This is a genomic window from Pelobacter propionicus DSM 2379 (assembly GCF_000015045.1).
In the GTDB taxonomy this organism is placed as follows: domain Bacteria; phylum Desulfobacterota; class Desulfuromonadia; order Geobacterales; family Pseudopelobacteraceae; genus Pseudopelobacter; species Pseudopelobacter propionicus.
Genome location: NC_008609.1, coordinates 3,888,272 through 3,907,673 on the forward strand (window position 1 = coordinate 3,888,272; position 19,402 = coordinate 3,907,673).

Annotated in this window: 20 protein-coding genes; 1 reads left to right on the forward strand and 19 read right to left on the reverse strand. The window is 59.5% G+C overall.

All coding sequences use genetic code 11. The features are described 5' to 3' along the window. Positions 1-17: 17 nt before the first annotated feature. The 18 genes from PPRO_RS17495 to panD all read right to left on the reverse strand — a co-directional run bounded on the left by PPRO_RS17495 (position 18) and on the right by panD (position 16,862). Positions 18-1,484, reverse strand: coding sequence for an NADH-ubiquinone oxidoreductase-F iron-sulfur binding region domain-containing protein (locus tag PPRO_RS17495; protein WP_011737323.1), 1,467 nt, complete (start codon positions 1,482-1,484; stop codon positions 18-20). A gap of 20 nt (positions 1,485-1,504) precedes the next feature. Continuing rightward, positions 1,505-1,888, reverse strand: a complete 384-nt coding sequence (locus PPRO_RS17500) for a (2Fe-2S) ferredoxin domain-containing protein (RefSeq protein WP_011737324.1) — start codon at positions 1,886-1,888, stop codon at positions 1,505-1,507. A 23-nt stretch (positions 1,889-1,911) separates the two neighbouring features. Then, positions 1,912-2,430, reverse strand: coding sequence for an NADH-quinone oxidoreductase subunit NuoE family protein (locus PPRO_RS17505; RefSeq protein ID WP_011737325.1), 519 nt, complete (start codon positions 2,428-2,430; stop codon positions 1,912-1,914). A 33-nt stretch (positions 2,431-2,463) separates the two neighbouring features. Further along, positions 2,464-3,153, reverse strand: coding sequence for a molybdenum cofactor guanylyltransferase (gene mobA, locus PPRO_RS17510; RefSeq protein ID WP_011737326.1), 690 nt, complete (start codon positions 3,151-3,153; stop codon positions 2,464-2,466). Further along, positions 3,146-5,860 (reverse strand): formate dehydrogenase subunit alpha, encoded by a 2,715-nt coding sequence (gene fdhF / locus PPRO_RS17515; RefSeq protein ID WP_011737327.1) that lies wholly within the window; start codon positions 5,858-5,860, stop codon positions 3,146-3,148. The genes mobA and fdhF overlap by 8 nt, the downstream gene beginning before the upstream one ends. Positions 5,861-6,137: 277 nt before the next feature. After that, a complete protein-coding gene (locus PPRO_RS17520) occupies positions 6,138-6,707 on the reverse strand; it encodes a hydrogenase 3 maturation endopeptidase HyCI (protein ID WP_011737328.1) in 570 nt (189 codons plus the stop codon). Beyond that, a complete protein-coding gene (locus PPRO_RS17525; RefSeq protein WP_011737329.1) occupies positions 6,679-7,065 on the reverse strand; it encodes a 4Fe-4S binding protein in 387 nt (128 codons plus the stop codon). Before PPRO_RS17525 ends, PPRO_RS17520 begins: the two co-directional genes overlap by 29 nt. Next, positions 7,062-8,003 carry a complex I subunit 1 family protein gene (locus tag PPRO_RS17530; RefSeq protein ID WP_011737330.1) on the reverse strand — a complete coding sequence of 314 codons (942 nt, stop codon included), beginning with the start codon at positions 8,001-8,003 and terminating at the stop codon, positions 7,062-7,064. The genes PPRO_RS17525 and PPRO_RS17530 overlap by 4 nt, the downstream gene beginning before the upstream one ends. Continuing rightward, on the reverse strand, positions 8,000-9,229 hold the full coding sequence (locus tag PPRO_RS17535; RefSeq protein ID WP_011737331.1) for a hydrogenase large subunit: 1,230 nt from the start codon (positions 9,227-9,229) through the stop codon (positions 8,000-8,002). The genes PPRO_RS17530 and PPRO_RS17535 overlap by 4 nt, the downstream gene beginning before the upstream one ends. A 5-nt stretch (positions 9,230-9,234) precedes the next feature. Continuing rightward, a complete protein-coding gene (locus tag PPRO_RS19850) occupies positions 9,235-9,699 on the reverse strand; it encodes an NADH-quinone oxidoreductase subunit C (protein WP_011737332.1) in 465 nt (154 codons plus the stop codon). A 42-nt stretch (positions 9,700-9,741) separates the two neighbouring features. Beyond that, a complete protein-coding gene (locus tag PPRO_RS17545) occupies positions 9,742-10,176 on the reverse strand; it encodes an NADH-quinone oxidoreductase subunit B family protein (RefSeq protein ID WP_011737333.1) in 435 nt (144 codons plus the stop codon). Between the two features lies 1 nt (position 10,177). Then, positions 10,178-10,519 carry a hypothetical protein gene (locus PPRO_RS17550; protein ID WP_011737334.1) on the reverse strand — a complete coding sequence of 114 codons (342 nt, stop codon included), beginning with the start codon at positions 10,517-10,519 and terminating at the stop codon, positions 10,178-10,180. A 14-nt stretch (positions 10,520-10,533) separates the two neighbouring features. Further along, the gene (locus PPRO_RS17555) at positions 10,534-10,866 is read right to left on the reverse strand and encodes an NADH-quinone oxidoreductase subunit NuoK (protein ID WP_011737335.1); all 333 of its coding nucleotides are present in this window, start codon (positions 10,864-10,866) and stop codon (positions 10,534-10,536) included. Then, positions 10,856-11,347, reverse strand: a complete 492-nt coding sequence (locus PPRO_RS17560; RefSeq protein ID WP_011737336.1) for an NADH-quinone oxidoreductase subunit J — start codon at positions 11,345-11,347, stop codon at positions 10,856-10,858. The genes PPRO_RS17555 and PPRO_RS17560 overlap by 11 nt, the downstream gene beginning before the upstream one ends. Next, positions 11,344-12,756, reverse strand: coding sequence for a complex I subunit 5 family protein (locus PPRO_RS17565; protein WP_011737337.1), 1,413 nt, complete (start codon positions 12,754-12,756; stop codon positions 11,344-11,346). Before PPRO_RS17565 ends, PPRO_RS17560 begins: the two co-directional genes overlap by 4 nt. Positions 12,757-12,774: 18 nt before the next feature. Further along, a complete protein-coding gene (locus PPRO_RS17570; protein ID WP_011737338.1) occupies positions 12,775-14,607 on the reverse strand; it encodes an NADH-quinone oxidoreductase subunit 5 family protein in 1,833 nt (610 codons plus the stop codon). Continuing rightward, positions 14,604-16,046 (reverse strand): NADH-quinone oxidoreductase subunit 5 family protein, encoded by a 1,443-nt coding sequence (locus PPRO_RS17575; protein ID WP_011737339.1) that lies wholly within the window; start codon positions 16,044-16,046, stop codon positions 14,604-14,606. The genes PPRO_RS17570 and PPRO_RS17575 overlap by 4 nt, the downstream gene beginning before the upstream one ends. 420 nt (positions 16,047-16,466) lie before the next feature. After that, positions 16,467-16,862 (reverse strand): aspartate 1-decarboxylase, encoded by a 396-nt coding sequence (panD, locus tag PPRO_RS17580; protein WP_011737340.1) that lies wholly within the window; start codon positions 16,860-16,862, stop codon positions 16,467-16,469. Positions 16,863-17,044: 182 nt separating this feature from the next. Between panD and PPRO_RS17585 the strand changes: the two genes are divergently transcribed. Next, entirely contained in the window at positions 17,045-18,403 is a 1,359-nt protein-coding gene (locus tag PPRO_RS17585) for an IS1182 family transposase (RefSeq protein WP_011733975.1), read from the forward strand. Positions 18,404-18,542: 139 nt separating this feature from the next. Here PPRO_RS17585 and panC read toward each other — a convergent pair whose 3' ends face one another. Continuing rightward, positions 18,543-19,397: a pantoate--beta-alanine ligase gene (gene panC / locus PPRO_RS17590; RefSeq protein WP_011737341.1), complete on the reverse strand. Its 855-nt coding sequence runs from the start codon at positions 19,395-19,397 to the stop codon at positions 18,543-18,545. Positions 19,398-19,402 lie beyond the last annotated feature (5 nt).

Consider the following 19,402-nt stretch of genomic DNA (forward strand, 5'->3'; position numbering starts at 1 on the left):
CGCAACGACTCTTTCCGTCATCGTTTCACTATCGCCTGGAATTTGCACGCGTCGATGCAGGCGCCGCACTTGATGCAGGCTGCCTGATCGATGACATGCACACCTTTGACCGTACCGGAGATGCAGTTGACCGGGCAGACACGGCTGCAGAGGGTGCAGCCGACACAGCTTTCGGCCAGGATGACAATTTCCAGCAGGCTGACACAGACCCCGGCCGGGCACTTCTTGTCAACTACATGGGCACGGTATTCATCCATGAAGGTCCTGATGGTGGAGAGCACCGGGTTGGGCATGGTCTGGCCGAAGCCGCACAGCGCCGTGTCCTTGATGGTTGCGCCGAGACATTGCAGGTTTTCCATATCCTCCAGTGTGCCCTCGCCCTGGGTGATCCGGCAGAGGATCTCATGGAGCCGTTTTGAACCGATGCGGCAGGGGGTGCATTTGCCGCAAGTCTCATCCATGGTGAAGTCGAGGAAGAACTTGGCCACGTCGACCATGCAGTTGTCCTCATCCATGACGATCATGCCGCCGGAGCCCATCATGGAGCCTCTGGCGATCAGATTGTCATAGTCGATGGGGACATCGATATCCCTGGAGGTCAGCGCGCCGCCGGAGGGGCCGCCGGTCTGCACCGCCTTGAACTGTTTGCCATTCGGGCAGCCGCCGCCGATCTCGAAGATGATCTCACCCAGGGTTATGCCCATGGGAACCTCGATCAGGCCGACGTTCGTGATCTTGCCGGCCAGGGCGAAGACCTTGGTCCCCTTGGAATTCTCCGTACCGATGGAGGAGAACCAGTCAGCCCCCTTGACGAGGATAGGGGGGATATTGGCAAGGGTCTCCACGTTGTTGACGATGGTAGGTTTGCCCCAGTACCCGGCGCTGGCCGGAAAGGGGGGCTTGGTGTACGGTTCGCCGCGGCTCCCTTCCATGGACCTGATCAGGGCGGTCTCCTCGCCGCAGACAAAGGCGCCGGCGCCATACTTCAGTTCTATGTCGAAATTGAAGCCGGTACCGAGAATGTTCCTGCCCAGGAGGCCGTAGTCACGGGCATCCTCGATGGACTTGATCAGCCGTTTGATTGCTAGGGGGTATTCGGCCCGGATGTAGACGACGCCGATGGATGCGCCGATGGCGTAGCCGCAGATGGCCATGGCCTCCACTATGGAATGGGGATCCCCCTCCAGCAGGGCCCGATCCATGAAGGCGCCAGGGTCCCCCTCGTCCGCATTGCAGACGACGTATTTCTGGTCAGCCTGATTCGCGGCGGCAAATGCCCACTTGACGCCAGTGGGGAAACCGCCGCCACCCCGCCCCCTCAAGCCCGATTTTTTCATCTGCTCGATCACTCCGGCAGGCGTGCCGTTGGTAATGGCGCTGGCCAGCGCCTCGTAGCCGCGCACCCCGATGTAATCCTCGATATTTTCCGGATCGATGAAACCGCAGTTCCTGGTCGCTATCCGCAGCTGCTTTTTGGGTTCCATGCTCTATCTGCTCCCCGACATCATAGTTCTACCCTGGTGTAGTTCACCGGAATCACCGTGCCGGTAAGCTCGCCTTTTTTCAGATATTTCTGGACAAGTTGGCGTGCCCCGTTCTCATCCAGCTTGCCGAACACGAGCGGCTCCCGTCCGGGCAGGCTGACCTCCACGGTCGGTTCGGAATGGCAGTAGGTCATGCAGCCGACCCTGATGAATTCCACGTTGTCGATTCCCTGCCTAGCCACCTCATCCTTCATGGCCTCCATCACCATGTTTCCGCCCGAGGCGATGCCGCAGGTTGCCAGGGATACACTGACGATGATTTTCTCCCGGGAACGCGCCTCTTTTAGTGACCTGTACTCTTGCTGAAACTTCTTCAGATCGGCTATGGATGTAATCTTTGCCATGGTGAACTCCCTGGGGATAAGGGTCAGTACTCAGCGATAATTTCCTTGACCTGGTCCGGGGTGACGTGGGCGTAGACCTTCTCGCCCACCGTCAGGATCGGGGCAAGGGCGCAGGCGCCCACGCAGCGCAGGACGTCGATGGAGAATTTGCCGTCCCCGGTAACCTCTCCGATTTCAACGCCAAGGATATCCTTGAACGCGTCCACAATCTTGTGGGCCTGCTTGACGTAGCAGGCAGTCCCCATACAGATGGAGATCGGGTATTTCCCCTTGGGAACCATGCTGAAGAAGGTGTAGAAACTTGCCACGCCATAGACCTTGGCCAGCGATACACCCATCAGGTCGGCAACGTACTGCTGCACCTCCCGGGGGAGGTAACCGAACAGCTGCTGGGCCTTGTGCAGCACCGTTACCAGATGCCCTTCCCTGGTGGGGAGGTCGGCGACAAAGTCGTCCAACTCCTGACACAGCGTAGCCGGTAACGTTGAACGGCCCGGGGTTGTGCATCCACCGGTAAACTGGCACGTTGAACCTGTTTGCATATCTGTACATCCCTTTTCTGGTGGTTTCGTATGTTATGACCTGTTCCTGCACATCAGCGGATCAGCATTCAGCACTTCCTGCCTGATGCGGAAGTATTCCTCGGGAGTGTTGATGTTGCGGAAAGAGAGAAAGGTCGGATCAATAGCGGCGATGTCCTGGTGGGAAACAACATCTACCTTGAGCTGGTCGAAACAGGCAACAATCTTACTTCTTCCTGAAGAGAGGGCATCATTCATAACCCCCAGGCAACCCCTGCCGTAGGCGGCATGGAGCGGCTCGAGGCCGCTGTCGCTCTCCGGAATGACCACATCTACACCATCAGCCCTGGAGACCAGATAACGGACAAGCTGCTCGTCCAGGTCAGGCATGTCACAGGCAACCACAAAAATGTACGGCGTCGAACTCTGCGTCAGCCCGGCCTGGATGCCTGCCAGAGCCCCCATCCCGGGGTACAGGTCCGCTACGATGCGGCAGGGGAGAAATCGGTACAGCTCCGGACTGTTCGTGACCAGGATGACTTCCGGGAAGACCTCGGATAACTTGCGGAAAATCCTCTCAATGAAGCGCTCGCCACGGTAGGGGAGCAGCGCCTTGTTGCTCTTCATGCGGGAGGACATGCCTCCTGCCAGGATCACGGCGGTTACCCTGGCAGTCATGGCGCCTTCTGCCGCCAGTGTCCCACCTCCGGTAAGGACAAGGAGTTCGTGAGGATTCTCAGTCATGTTCTCCCCCCGCGTTCCCGTTGCCCAACCTGGCTATATTCACCGCACAGACCTTCAATTCCGGAATATTGGCCAGCGGGTCAAGGGCGCTGTTGGTCAACAGGTTGGCCGCACCGTCGGCGAAGTGGAACGGCATGAAGACGATATTTCCCTCGATTCTGTCGGTTACCCTGGCCGTGGAGGTGAGTTCGCCCCTCCGGGAGGTTACGGTGACCCTGTCTCCATCCCTGATGGCAAGCCGTTGTGCCGTCAGCGGACTCATTTCGATAAACGAACGGGGGTGGAGGTTCATCAGCCCCTCCTCCCTGCCGGTCATGGTATTGGTGTGGTAGTGGTAGAGGATCCGGCCGGTTGTCAGCAGGTAGGGATAATCACCATCGGGCAGCTCCGCGCTGGCCTGATATTCCACCGGCTTGAACAACCCTTTTCCCCTGGTAAAGGTATCCTTGTGCAGATACCGGGTGCCCGGGTGATCGATGCTGGGACAGGGCCACTGCAGGGTCTCCTTTTCCAGCCTGTCAAAGCTGATTCCGCCGTACTGGGGAGTGACGTCCGCAATCTCTTCCATTATGGAAGCGGCGTCCCGGTAGGTTTTTCCATGCCCCAGCCTGTTCATGATCTCCATCAGGATCACCCAGTCTGCCCTGGCCTCTCCTGGAGGATCGACGGCCTTCCTGACCCTCTGCACCCGCCGTTCGGTGTTGGTGAAGGTACCGTCCTTCTCGGCAAAGGAAGCGGCCGGCAGAACCACGTCCGCCAGGTGCGCCGTTTCGGTCAGGAAGATGTCCTGGACAACCAGGAACTCGGTGTGTTTCAGAGCCTCTTCCACATGGTTGAGGTCCGGATCGGAGATCATCGGGTTCTCACCCATGATATGGAGGAATTTGATCTCCCCCTTGCCCGCCCTGTCGATGATTTCTGTTACCGTCAGCCCGGGTTTGTCCGGCAGCTTCACCCCCCAGGCCGTTTGGAATTTCTCCATGACTCGCGGATCGGAAACCTTCTGATAGCCGGGCAGGTCGCCGGGTAGGCAGCCCACATCGCAGGCGCCCTGGACGTTGTTCTGGCCGCGCAGCGGATTGACCCCGGCCGATTCCTTGCCCAGATTTCCACAGAGCAGGGCTAGGTTCGATAGAGCCATGACGCCAGCAGTGCCGGTGCTGTGCTGGGTCACGCCCATGGCATAGAAGATCGCGGCCCTGTCGGCCCCTGCGTACAGCCGCGCCGCTCTCCTCAGATTTTCCGCGTCAACGCCGCAGATCAGCGCTGCCTCTTCCGGCCGGCATTTCATTACCACTTCACGCAGCTCAGCAACCCCCTCGGTCCGCCCGGCGATGAACTCCCGGTCCTCAAGGCCTTCTTCCAGGATGACGTTCATCATGGCGTTAAACAGGGCCACGTTCGTACCGGGGGTGATCTGCAGGAAAACGTCCGCAGTTGCTGCCAGGTCAATCCTGCGCGGCTCAGCCACTATCAGTTTTGCCCCGTTCAGTCTGGCCTGGCGTATCTTTGCGCCGATGACCGGGTGGGTCTCGGTCGTGTTGGAACCGGTCACGAAGATCACATCGCTCCGCAGCAGCTCATCGATGCTGTTGGTCATGGCGCCGCTTCCCAGTGTTGTGGCCAGACCCGCGACCGTGGAGGCGTGGCAGAGCCGAGCGCAGTGATCCACATTGTTGGTGCCGAAAACGACCCGCACCATTTTCTGGAACAGATAGTTCTCTTCGTTGGTCACCCGTGCCGAGGCAAGGCCGGCAAAGGCCTCAGGGCCATAGGCCGCTTTTGTCGCCTCGAATTTTACGGCTATCAACCCGTAAGCCTCGTCCCAGCCGGCCTCCACCAGCCTGCCGTTCTTCCGGATCAGGGGTGTTTTCAACCGGTCAGGATGATTGATGAAATTGTAGCTAAACCTCCCCTTGACGCAGAGCAGGCCGCTATTGGCAGGACCGTTGGAGGGCTCGACCCCCACGACCCGGTTGTCCTTGACCAGAAGGTCCATCTCGCAGCCAACCCCGCAGTAGGAGCAGGTGGTCCTGGTTCTAGTAACCTCCCAGGTCCGGAATTTTTCCCTCGATTTGGCCTGCAAGGCTCCCACCGGGCAGACCGACACACAGTTGCCGCAGGAGACGCAGGAGGAATTCCTGATCTGGTCATCGAAGGGGGCCGCAACCCGCACGCCGAAACCCCGTCCCGCAAAGTCGATGGCTTCGCTGCACTGGTAGGCGGAACAGGTCGTGACGCAACGCCTGCACTTCACGCATTTGTTCATGTTTCTGCTGTAAAACTCGTTTGATTCATCCAGGGGGAAACTGTTCATCATCCCCCTGTAGCGCGACTCTTTTATGTCGTACTCGAAGCAGAGGTCCTGCAGCGTGCAGTTCCCCGCCTTTCCGCAGATCAGGCAGTCCTGCTCATGATCCGACAACAGCAGTTCGATCATCGTCTTTCTGGCAGCGATAACCCTTTCACTGGCTGTAATGATATCCATGCCGTCCGTAACCGGTGTAGAGCAGGCCGCGGCAAGGTTTTTCCTGCCGGCCACCTCCACGACGCAGACCCGGCATGAGGAATTCAGACCGCTCATTTTTTTATGCAGCTCAAGGAAGCACAGGGTGGGAATCTTGGCCCCTGCTTTCTTCGTTGCATCGATGACGGCAGATCCCTTCGGAATTTCCACAACCCTGCCATCAACCGTCACATGAACCATAAAAACATCTCCATTTTTTTGGGGTAAGCGTTGGTTTCAAGAGTGAAACAGAGCGTGAAACATGGGCTGTATGCTCACAGGGTAATCCATCGGGACGGGTCACGCTGAGTAACGAGCTCTGGTGTGGAAGGGCATACAGGGTGGCGCAGGCATTGTCCGGCTTGTGGGGATAGTTCTCTGCAAGGATATCGATATGGGTACGGATTGGAGTGGTGCAGCAGCATCAAGGACAAATAAATACACTCAACTAACCAAATTATCAACAAAAATAAGTTACTCAGCCTTGTCCGTGCGACAGCGTTTCCCCATCAAAGGTTGCTGATTCCAACACGGGTTTCCGAGGCGTTGCACGGTCGCACTCACCCATAACAGTATGCAAAAGGCGCATCAGGCGTCTGACGCCCTTCCTGACTTCCGGGGTGGGACTATTCCCAAAATCCAGGTTAGCGGGCTGGATTCCTATCACCGATACAATGGCTCCGGTCACCCTTCCAAGGTAGTCAACGATTATTTTCAGCGGAAGCGTGTGGGTGGAAAAGCAGGTGTCGGGAATCTCATGGGGGAGGATCTCGCGGAACTCTCCCACCGCCGCACCGATCTCGGCCGCATCCACGAGCACGATATGGGTCGGCTTGAAGGCGGCGATGAAACCAGTGGCGTTCTCCGGGGCGTTGCCCCCCTCGAACCCCTCGAATGCAATGGAGTTGAACGGCTGACGGCAGATCAGGGAACGCAGGCTGCGCACGAGCAGGATGCCGGCCCCGTCGTCGGCGCAGAGTTCCGAACCGATTCCCAGCAACGCCAGCCGTTCGCACCCCTCAAGACGGCTCTTCAGGCTTGTCTTCACCCTCTTCCCTCCTGCATACAACCCTCAGCTTCTCCTTGTCGATCTGGGCCAGTTCAAAGTCAGGGGTCAGCTCCAGGGCATCCTTGGGGCATGAATCCACACACTGGCCGCAGTAGATGCAGCGGTCCAGATAGAACTTGGCCTCGAAGACCTTGTCAGCCACCTTGAAGATCTCGATGGCCCTGGCGGGACAGTCGCGGACGCAGAACTTGCAGCCAATGCACTTCTCGGCCTTGTAGCGAATCCTTCCCCGGAAATGCTCCGGCATCTTCTGCTTCTCAGCCGGATAGTTGCAGGTGGCCGGTTTCATTACCGAGTGCCGCAGCACCTCGTGTGCCATCTTCCCCGGTATCTTCATTGCGGCAACACCCCCTTGGCAATGATGACGATCACAAGCTGGAGCATGGCAGCCGAAGCCACGTAACGCCAGCAGAAATCCACCATCTGGTCGATTCGGAAGCGAGCGAAGATGGTCCGCAAAAAGCTGGTCATGGCGATGATCAGGGCTATCTTCAGCAGGTAGAGCAGGAAACCGGCCAGGGGTCCCAGACCAAGCCCAAAGGGAAGGAATACCGCCGCCAGCAGGGAGGCCAGAACTATCATTTCAATGCTGATGGCCATCCGAAACAGGGCCAGCAGACGGCCGCTGTACTCGGTGAAGGCACCGGCAACGATCTCGGTTTCAGCCTCGGGGGTGTCGAAGGGGACCTTCTCCAGTTTACCCAGCATCACCACCAGCCCTACGCCAAAACCGATCAGGTTCAACAGCCAGCGCCAGGGGTGGGCGCCATAGTAGGCGGCCATACCGGCCAGGGACCAGCTGTCGGCCAGACAGGCCGGCGCCAGCAGCGCCAGGTAGAGCGGCACCTCGTATGCCAAAAGCTGGGTCAGGGAGCGGACCGCGCCGATCATGGAGTAGAGCGAGGCCGAATACCACCCGGCCAGGAAGAAGGTCATGGTGGGGATGGTCAGCAGGTAGACTACGATCACCAGATCCCCCTCGAAGGAGAGCAGCGCCCCCCTTCCCCAGATGGGGATGTAGAGGATGGCGCATACCGAGGCGGCCAGCGCCACCAGTGGCATCAGCCTGAACATGAACGGGTCGGCCTCCTCCGGTATGATGTCCTCCTTGGAGGAGAGCTTGATGAAGTCGGCAAAGGGCTGGAACCAGGGAGGCCCCTGCCTGTTCTGCATGCGGGCGTACAACTTCCTGTCGCAGAATTCCGCCACCATCCCGGCCAGGCTGAGGAAGAGAAAACCGGGGAATATCAGAAGATTGAAGAGTGCCTGTGTCATGGCCGTCTGTCTCCACGCAGCATCTGCAGCCTGCGGCTCGGGCCGCTGAAATCGATCCCCCGGTTGCGGCGGTACCATTCCACGCCCCGACGGCGCAGCTCGCTCCATTCCATCAGCTGCCTCCCCTCACCCAACAGTTCCAGACAGCGATCGGCACAGGAGAAGCAGGGGTCGATGGCGGCAACGATGATCGGCACGTCCGCCAGGTTGTTGTTTTCCATCATCTTGGCCACCGCCTGGATGTTGGCGAAGGTGGAGGCACGCACCTTGACCCGCTCCGGTTTATCCGTGCCGTTGGCCCTGATGTAGTGGAAACATTCTCCCCGCGGGGCTTCGTAGCGGGAGCAGGCCTCGCCGGCCGGTATCTTGCGCGGCGCCTTGACCGACACCTCTCCCTCCGGCAGTTCGTTCAGTATCTGGCGGATCATCCTGAAGGACTCCATTAGCTCCCCGACTCTGACCAGGGTCCGTCCGTACACGTCGCAGTGGTCGTCGGTGATCACCCTGAAGTCCAGGCTCCCGTAGGCGGCGTAGGGGTCGTCCCTGCGGATGTCGCGGTCCACGTTGGATGCCCGCAGGGTTGGTCCAACCGCCGAGAGCAGCAGGGCATCCTCGTGGGACAGGTAGCCCACTCCGGCGAGACGAGCCGCCAGGGTCGGTTCTTCCGTTGCCACCTCGATGTAGTACTTTGTCCGCTCCTCCAGGGTGTTCACGGAATTACGAATCATCTCGATCTGTTCCGGCGTGATGTCGCGCCGCACCCCTCCCAGGGTGTTGATGCCGTAGTTGACCCGGTTGCCCCCCAGTTCCGCCAGTATGTCCATGACCAGTTCGCGGTCGCGCCAGCTGTACATCAACAGGGTGTCGAAACCGATCTCGTGCCCGGCCACCCCCAGCCAGAGCAGGTGACTGTGGATCCGCTCCAGCTCTCCCACCAGTGAGCGGATGTAGTTCGCCCGTGGCGGAATGGTCAGGCCGGCGATCTCCTCAACCGCCTGGATGTAGGCCGTGGAGTGGGTGTGGGAGCAGATTCCGCAGATCCGCTCCAGCAGATAGAGGCACTGCAGGTACGAGCGTTCTTCGCACGCCTTCTCGATCCCCCGGTGGTTGTAGCCGAGACGCATGCTGGTGGTGACAATCTTCTCGCCGGTAACGGTAATGGAGAAGTTGGCCGGCTCCTTCAGCGCGGGATGCTGCGGGCCGATGGGGATGGTGACCGGTGACATGGCAATCACTCCTTCCTGTCAAGCATTTCCGTCTTCCACTCCTTGCGCAGGGGGTACTGGCCCTCGGGCCAGTCATCCGGCAGCGGGTAGCGGGGGCCGGGGGGCAGACCCTCGATTCTGAAGCCGAGCAGGTCCACCAGTTCTTTCTCGTAGTACTCCGCGTTGGGGAATTTCCCGGTCATGGTGGCGATCACCGGATCGGTCTTCGGCTGATAGCGCCTGACGGTCAGCAGGATCCCGTCATCGGCGGCCAGCACGTACATGACCCCCAGAGTCTCCCCCTCGTCGGTTCCCACCAGGGATACCAAGGAGATGAACCCAAGTTCGCTGTAGGCGAAATCGATCAGGCTGTTGAGGGTCTCCGCAGGGGTGTCCACAAAGATGCGTCGTTCCCGCTGGACCCGGATACTCTCCTTGAGCCCGGGAAAACGTCTGGCCAGCTCCTCGGCAATGGTTGTTTCGCGTGTCATGTCCAGCCTGCCTTCCTGGTGATACCACTGTTGTTTAGTATATCAGTCTGCTTTCAGAGTTGACAGCAACTTGACCACGCCGTCGATGATCGCCTCGGGGCGGGCGGCGCAGCCGGGGATGTAGGCCGAGACGGGCAGCACCGTATCTGTCCCCCCCAGCACGTTGTAGCACCCCTGGAAGACGCCGGCGGAGCAGGCGCAGGTTCCCACCGCAATGACAAATTTAGGGTCCGCCATCTGCTCGTAGATGCGCAGCAGGCGGTCCTTGGTCTGCCTAGTTACCGGGCCGGAACAGAGCAGCACATCGGCATGCCGGGGAGTTCCCTTGAGCTGGATTCCGAAGCGCTCCAGATCGAAGCGGGGGGTCAGCGAATCGACAATTTCGATGTCGCAACCGTTGCAGGCGCCGGTATTGAAGTGGATCACCCAGGGGGATTTGATCCGCGCCCATGTCACCAGTTTGTCCAGTGCTTTCATGTCAGGCATCCTTCCTGAAGAGTGCCGCCAGCCCCGTTGCCGCGGAGATGGTGAACAGTGCGGCAAACAGCGAATCCGGGAGGGAACCGGAGGGGACCGTGGCGATGATCATGGCAACCACATGCATGATGGTGAAGAAGAAGGCGAAGGAGAAAAACTGGCCGTAGTCCGGCTGCAGGCGATGGTGTTGCACATCCTCGCCGCAGGCATAGGGCTTGCTCTTTCCCTTGCGCTCGGTCCCCTTGTTGACGATGATTCCCAGCAGCCAGAAATCCACCAGCGCCGAGATCAGCAGCAGCACGAAGGCAATGGGCGGAGACAGAAGCAATGACGTCGTATCCATGGTCGGCCCTCCCTTCAACCCTTGAGGTTGTTCATCCGGCGGCTGTCCAGGTCGCCGTTTTTCCTGAAGTGGCCGATGACCACTCCCGCGGCCGCCACCAGGATCACTACCTCCATGACGATCAGGGTGATGATGAATGCCTGGGAGATACCGGTGTTTCCGGTCAGGTAGCCGGCAGCGGCCAGGATCAGGGTGACCCCCTTGGTCATCAACTCCACGCCGATCAGGACGCGGATCAGGTTATGGGTTATCCACATGCAGTAGAAGCCGGTTACGATCAGCATGGCCGAGACGATGAAGTAATCTCCGAATGCGGATCGGCTGAGATTGATCCCCTCATTTATCATGGCTGATCCCCTTGAAAAGAACAATTACCCCGTAGATGCCTGCGAACATGGCCGCCAGTTGCCCGAATACATCGGTTCTGCGCAGGTTCCAGAGCGTATGGCGGATATCCTGGCCGGACAGGGCATGGGACACCGGAACCGGGTTATCGTTGAAAACCGATTGTGCAGCCCAGGCCATCAGCAGGACCAGGATGACCATGGGAAAAAAGCGGGAGTAGTGGTTGACCTCCCCCTTCTGCTGCTCCCTGGGCGATGCGGGTTGGGTGAGGCTGATCACGCTGACGAAAACAACCGTTATCAGGCCGGCGCAGACCGAAAGCTCGAACACCGCCGCCAGGGGGGAGTTCATGGTGAACAAGAGCGCCGTCAGGGTGGCGCTCACCAGGGCCAGCCCAATGGCCATCCTGAGCAGGCTCTTGGAGAGCACGGTGTAGAAACCGAACAGGACCAGCAGGGGGAGCAGTAGCGTGGTGATGTTCATAAAAGCCCCCCCAGCGGCAGGATGATGGTATCGAACAGGAACGGCAGCAACAGCCCCACCGCGATGATGATCAGGCTGAAGAGTATGCTCGGCCCGGTAATCAGGCTGCCCGCCTCGTTAATGCCCTCCCACTCCGGGGCCAGTTTCCCGAAGAAGACCTTGCGCTGCAGGATCAGGAAGTAGGCCAGGGTCAGCAGGCTAGCCAGGATGGCAACGGCCATGTAGCCGCCGTGGCCGGCCCTCCAGAGGGCGACCACGATCACCAGCTTGCTCCAGAAGCCGGCCAGGGGAGGGATTCCGGCCGCCGACAGGAAGGCGATGACGGAGGTCGTACCGGTGATCGGCATCCTGGCGCTAAGACCACCCAGACGGTCCAGGTCGCGGATCCCGGTACTGGCCTCAACCGCGCTGGCGTTCATGAACAGCTGGGTCTTGAAGAGGGTGTGGTTGAAGAGGTGGAAGATGGCGCCAGCCACCCCCAGTTCGGAACCAGCCCCCAGACTGAGTATGATGTAGCCGACCTGGCTGATGCTGGAGTAGGCGAGCATGCGCTTGAAGTCCCGCTGCCCCATGGCAGCCAGGGCACCGGTGACGATGGAGAGCGCCCCGACGAAGAGCAGCATCTGCTCGGTCTTGGGAGTGAAGCCGAACACATCCCTGACCAGGCGGATCAGGGTATAGATGCCGGAGACCTTGGTCACGATGCCGGCCAGCAGCATGGAAACCGGCGCCGAAGCCGACGTGTAGGCGTCGGGGAGCCAACCGTGGAACGGCACCAGCCCCCCCTTAATGAACAGTCCGGCAAGAAAGGCAAGCACGGCGAACTGCACCAGGAAGTTGTCGTGGTGGCTGGCTATGGCCCCCGCCACCAGCGGGAAATCCGTGCCGCCGCCAACCAGCAGGAAGATTCCGTTGGAGGCCAGCATCAGTATGGTGGCGATGGCCGAGAGGATGATGTATTTGAACGACCCCTCGAAGGCGTCGTGTTCGTGCCGGAAGGCGATCAGGACGAAGGAGGTAACCGAGACGATTTCCATGAACACGTAGAGCGAGAAGGTGTCCCTGACCAGCACGACCCCGTTCATCCCCAGCAGGGAGATCAGCAGCAGGCTGGCAAAGTTGTGCCGCTCCCGCTCATCGGTGATCAACTCCCGGGCGACGATGGACGAGGCACAGGTCACCAGGCCGATGATCAGAAGCATCAGCTGACTGAGTCCGTCGGCCGGCGCCAGGGGGATCAGCGCGGATGGCATCCCCCACACAGCCGCCTGGGGAAAGAGGGAGACCACAACCTGGGCAGCTCCCAGCAGAAGCGGCCAGAGCGTCAAGGCCCGCCTCGTGGAACGCCCCAGGGGGAGGTTCGATGCGATTACGCCTAACAACGGAAGAACAAGCAGAAGCGAGCTCATCCCACTATCCTCCTTGTGTCACACATTCAGGTACAGCCCCATCAGGATCAGGCCAATGGCCACCCAGGCCATGTAGGTGGCGTAACTGCCGTTATGCAGCGCGGACAGGGAACGGGAGCAGAACTGCGCCGTCCGCACCGCCATGACATTGAACAGCCAGTCGTTGGCGCGATCGATCCACCACGCCAGCCGGGAGAAGCCCTGGACAACTTTCATGCCCAGGTCGTAGGGATCGAACAGGCGCCGTTCGGCACGCTCGTAGACCGGATGCAGCAGGGGCGAGTAGTGGATGTGATCGGACGCCCCGACTCCCGTGCCACTCTTCCTGACGCCGTAGAGGTGGTTGATCCAGGCAGCGAAGAGCACCAGCATGGTCATGAATACCAGGAAGCGGTTCTGGGGGAATCCGCCGAAATGGTGCCCGGCCGCCAGCTGGGGGCCGATGATTGGGACGATCAGGGTGTCCAGCGGAAGCCGGTTGGCCACCCCGAAGAGGACGCATCCACCGGCGATAGTGACCATGGGGATCAGCATGGAGAGCGGCGCCTCCCTGACCAGGGAGAAGGAAGCCTCATCCTCGGCCTTGCCGAGAAAGACCGCATGTCCCAGCTTGAGGAATGATGCCGCGGTCAGGAACGATCCGGCCAGGGCGCCCGCGTAGAAAATCCAGTGCCGCTCCAGGGCGCCGTCGTAGATCAGTTCCTTGGAGAAGAAGCCGTTGAAGGGGGGCACGCCGGATATGGCGGCGGCGGCGATGATGAAGCAGATGAAGGTGATCGGCATGCGCATGCCCATGCCACCCAGCTTCTTCAGGTCGGTGGTGCCGGTCTGGGCCTCCACCGAGCCGCTGGTCAGGAACAGGCAGCTCTTGTACATGGCGTGGTTAATCATGTGGAAGATGCCGCCAACAATCCCCACCGGGACCGCAGTGCCGATGCCCAGGATCATGTAGCCAACCTGGCTGATGGCGTGGTAGGAGAGCAGCCGCTTGTAGTCCTTCTGGATCAGGGCCATCATGACCGCCAGCAGGATGGTGACCACCCCCAGGGTCATGAGCAGCGGGCTGAGCCAGGAAGCGGGGGAGAGGGCGAACAGGTCCAGGGTGATGCGGGAGAGGAAGTAGATCCCCAAAAGCTTCTCCAGGGCCGCCGGCATCAGGGCCATGAAGGGGAGCGGTGCATCCACCGCCGCGTCCGGAATCCAGCTGTGGAAGGGCATGCTGCCGGCCTTGGATGTTGCGCCGATCACCAGCAGCAGGAAAGCGGCTCCGGCCAGTGCCGAATCGGGGCTGAGGTGGATGCGGCTGATGGTCATGGTGCCTGCCAAAAAGCCGGTCATGCCGATACCGACCATCATCAGGATGTCGGATACGCCGATCAGGACAAAGGCCTTGATGGCCGAACGGAATGATTCCCCGCTGCCGATGACGATGAATCCGAAAATGGTGCACAGCAGTCCTTCCCAGAAGAAGAGCATCAGGATCAGGTTGTCGGCCAGCACCGCGCCGTTGACCATCCCCAGGGAAATCAGCAGGTAGGCATAGAACTGGTTGGTGTGGCTGCGCCTGGCCATGAAGTGCAGGGAGTAGAGGGAGACCAGAAGGGCAAAACCGGCGGCGGCGGCCAGGATGAAGGCGCTGAAATGGTACAGGCGCAGCTCGAACAGCATGCCGAAACCGGCCCAGGGGAGGGAGAGCAGCACCTCATGGCCGAACATCCACAGACAGATCAGGAGGTTGGCGAGCGTTGCCAGCAGGGCCAGTGCGCCCTGCCCCCCCTTGGGGAGAACCAGTGCCACTGATCCACACAGGGCCGGAAGCAGTATGGCGCACATCATCATGCTTTCCGTCATGGCGTCACCCCCATGATCTGCTGTACGGCGGTCTGGACATAGAGCGAGGGATAACTGATCAGCAGCCCTCCTGCCAGGGAGAGCAGCGCCAGCAGGGCGACGCTCACCAGCATGACCGGGGCACCCTCGGCAACGGGAGTGGTCTTGGGCTCACCCAGGAAGATCATGGCAAAGATCCTGAACAGATAGATCACCGTCAGGAAGGCCCCCAGGATGAAGATGGTCGTCAGCAGGTAGTCGCCGCTCCTGATCGCTCCGGCGATGACCATGTACTTGCTGAAGAATCCGCCGAAGGGGGGAATGCCCATGACTGAAAAGGAGCAGAGCAGGAAGGAAACCGCGGTCACCGGCATGGTCTTGATCAGCCCCCCCAGCTTGGTGATGTCTTTTACGTGCAGCTTCTGCTCCACCACACCGGCACAGAGGAAGATGCCCCCCTTGGCGATGCTGTGCATCAGGATGTACAATAGTCCTCCGGCGAATCCCAGGGGATTGCCGATGGAAAGCCCCAGCAGGATGAACCCCAACTGGCTGACCGTGGAGTAGGCGATGATGCGTTTCATGTCGGTCTCGATCAGGGCAGCCCCGCCCGAGACCAGGGCGCTGATGCCGGCGATCATCGGCACGACGCTGTTCCAGGCCGGGTCCACCGTGAACGAGGCAACAAACAGCCTGGCATAGACGTACACGCCGATCTTGACCAGCACCGCGGCGTGCAGCAGGGCGGTCACCGGCGTGGGGGCCACGCCCGCGTCGGGAAGCCAGGTGTGCAGGGGGAAGGTAGCCGATTTGGAGAGGATGCCGAAGAGGATCAGCAGCACGGCCAGATTGGCCACCGGGTTGGCTGCCGAGGCGCTCTTGATCACCTGCAGGTCGAAGGAGCCGTACTGGCCGTGGATCATGATGAAGCCGATCAGCATGACAAAGGCGCCGAAGCCGGTCATCAGGAAGGCCTTGTCGGCCCTGACCACGCAGAGCGGCTCGCGGAAGAATCCGATCAGGCGCCAGCAGGCGATGGCGGTGATCTCCCAGAACAGGTAGATCAGGATCAGGTTGGCCGAGTAGACGATCCCCATCATGGAGCCGAGGAACAGCACCACCATGAAATAGTATTCGTTCTGGTTATCGTAATGGCTGATGTAGCCCATGGAGTAGAGCACGATGACGGCACCCACCAGCATGGAGACAATGGCCATGAAGACCGCCAGGCTGTCCGCCAGAAAGAGGTTGTTCCCCCCGAGAAAGGGAATGGAGATGCTCTCCGTCCCGCCGGCCAGCACCAAGGGAACCAGGGATGACGAGCAGATCAGGGAAGAGGTAACCAGGGCAAGGGCGCCCAGGTTTCTGAGCCCCTTGGACAGCTGGCCCATGAGGGGAAGTAGAAAAGCTCCCGCGATCGGAACGAAAACAGCCATCCACACAATGATGTTGGTTTTCATGACGTACTCCACCCTCCCCCGCAAGAGAACGATCTGGTTCCGTGGTTTCCCTGATGGTGAAAAGATGACCCGCTAAATGACGTGTGATTCCAATTCCAACTCAAAGCGCTCTCTTCGTTGGCTCGTCGAAGGCTCCTCAACGTACCATCTGTACGCCTCCGTCACCTTCTCACCGCCTTGATATCATCTTTGATTTGAAACGGGAATGAAGCCCTCTGCGCTACGGGCAGGTACTCGCGCCGAGACTGCCCGAGTAAGAGTATACATCCTTTTCAGTCTTTTTCATTTTTGGTACATCGCGTTCTGAGCCAAGCCGCTGTGTCACGGTTCGGACCGGGGGAGCTGTGGAAGAAAAAAGGGAAATGCCGAATAATGCCGGTATCCCCCGATGCTGCTTTACATACGAGTTGTGTGCCTGGATCAGTGTACGCAGCGCACCCTGGCCTGTCCCGCCTCTTCGGCGCGGGTCGGCAGCATGCGGTTTTTTCCGTCAACGAAGACCAGCTTCGGTTCGTGCTTGATGGCGGCCTGATTGCTCATGTTCACGAAACTGGCGATGATGACGACGTCCTTGGGTGCAACCAGCCGCGCGGCGGCTCCGTTGAGGCAGATGACTCCCGAGCCCCGCTCACCCTCGATGGCATAGGTTTCCAGGCGACTGCCGTTGGTGACATCCCATACAGCCACTTTCTCGTAGGAAACGATGTCGGCGGCATCCATCAGGTCGCGGTCGATGGTGATGCTTCCCTCGTACTCCAGGTCAGCTCCGGTGATCGTTGCGCGGTGGATCTTGCTCTTCAGCATGATTCTTTCCATGACTACCTATTCTCCCCTAGGAGTCTGTCGGGCTTAACGCATTCAGCCGTCATCTCCAGGGCGTTTTCAATTGGTTAACCTGCTGTATTTATTGAATAAGTCGTCAGCTTTAGCTTGCGTTTTCTTGGTGTATCCCGTATATTTGTCCGGTAATATCAACTGGTTAGGTATCGGGGTTGACTATGAAATCAAAGTTTATTGAAGTTGACCGGGAAACACCCTATCTGCTCCCGCCATCGCTGCAGGATTGGCTACCAGAAAAGCACTTGGCCCGGTTTGTGGTCGAAATTGTCGAACAGCTCGACCTGCGCTCTTTGAAAGCTACCTATGCCGGCCGAGGCTCGCAGCCCTATAACCCTGAGATGCTGGTAGCATTGTTGTTTTACGGTTATGCGACAGGCGTATTCTCCAGCCGGAAGCTTGAGCGCAGCACCTACGACTCCGTGGCATTCCGGTTCATAGCGGCAAACAGTCATCCTGACCACGATACCATTGCCACCTTCCGCCGGCGTTTTCTGCCGCAACTGAACAAGCTGTTTGCCCAGATTCTGCTGATCGCTCATCAGATGGAGGTGCTGAAACTGGGCAACGTTAGTTTGGATGGCAGCAAAATCAAGGCGAACGCCTCCAAGCACAAGGCGCTGAGCTATGAGCATGCCTGCAAGCTTGAAGAGCAGATCAAGGCTGAGGTTGGCGAACTGCTCAAAAAGGCCGAGGCAGCGGACCGTGCCGATATTCCGGACGGCATGAACATCCCCGAAGAACTGGAACGTCGGGAAAAGCGTCTTTCCGCCATTGCCGCAGCCAAGGTCGAGATCGAAAAACGAGCCGCTGAGCGCCATGCTCGTGAACAGGCCGCTTATGAGAAGAAAGTCGCCGAACGGGCCAAGAAGGAGCAGGCAACGGGCAAGAAGGCCAAGGGGAAAGAGCCGAAACCGCCCAAATCCGGCCCCACTGCCAAAGATCAGGTCAATCTGACCGATGAAGAGTCGCGGATCATGCCGACCTCCGGTGGCGGATTCGAGCAGACTTACAACGCCCAGGCCGGTGTGGATACAGCATCAAAGCTCATCGTTTCGGCCCATGTTACCCAGAATCCCAATGACAAACAGGAGCTGACACCGACCCTGGAGAACCTGGCGGCGCTGCCTGAGAAGCTTGGCAAGGCAACCGATCTGGTAGCTGACAGTGGCTACTTCAGCGAAACCAATGTAACTGCCTGTGAGGAGAACGGGATAACTCCCTACATTGCCGTAGACCGGCAGAGTCACAACGTGCCACTGATGGAGCGCTTTGCCGAACCGCCGCCGTTACCCGAAGATGCCGATTCCGTGGCCAGAATGAAGCATCGCCTGAAGACACCTTCCGGCAAGGCGATCTACGCCCAGCGAAAAGTCACCTCGGAACCGGTCTTCGGCATCATCAAGGCGGTCATGGGATTCAGAAGCTTTCTTCTTCGTGGCTTTGAAGCAGTAAAAGGCGAATGGAACCTCGTCTGCATGGCCTACAACATCAAACGGCTGCATGTCTTGGCCGGATAGAATGAGAAATAGCGAAAATCAGCCTGTAATAACCGCAGTCATCGCTGAAAGGGCTGAATTAACCAGGTTGCCGGTGGGAAGACGAACACATACGGAACTTTTTTAATCGGCTTGGCCACAAAAGAGGGCGCCCCTGAGGTCAAGCCCGACAGACTCCTAGTACGGTGTTATCGATAAGACGCGTTGTTCCAACGTTAACAGCCAGGGCGAACAGCGTGTCACCGGCTGCCTCGGATATGGGTTGCAGTGTTGCCTCGTTGCGGAACTCCAGGTAGTCGATCTTGAGCAGCGCCTCCTGGCTGATGATGTCCCGGGCCATGCGCGAGAGCGCCTCGACGGAGCGCTCTCCGGCGGCATACGCGTTGCGCACGGCGGCTATGGAGCGGGAGAGGGCCAGGGCACTCTGACGCTCCGGAGGAGCGAGGTAAGCGTTGCGCGAACTCATGGCCAGGCCGTCGCTTTCCCGGACGATGGGCATGCCGACGATAGTCACCCCCTGGCTCAGGTCGGCGACCATGCGCCTGATCACGGCCAGCTGCTGGTAATCCTTGCGCCCAAACAGCGCAATGTCGGGCATGACGATGTTGAACAGCTTGGTCACCACCGTTGCCACGCCGTCGAAATGCCCGGGCCGGCTGGCTCCGCACAGCGGCTGCGATACCCTGGACACGCTGATGGAGGTCTGGAATTCCTCGGGATACATCTCCGTGGCGGAAGGGGTGAAGACGATGTCCACCCCGCAGTCGGCAGCAACGCCCAGGTCCCGCTCCAGGTCCCGCGGGTAGCGGTCCAGGTCTTCGTTCCGGCCGAACTGGATCGGATTGACGAACAGGGAGAGCACCAGGATATCGCCCCGTGCGCGTCCCTCCCGCAGCAGCGAGGCATGCCCCTCGTGCAGGAACCCCATGGTGGGGACAAAGGCGATGCTCTTGCCCTGCTGTTTCAGAGAGCGGGCGGTTGTCTGCATTTCGTTGATGCCGGCGATGATGTTCATGGTTT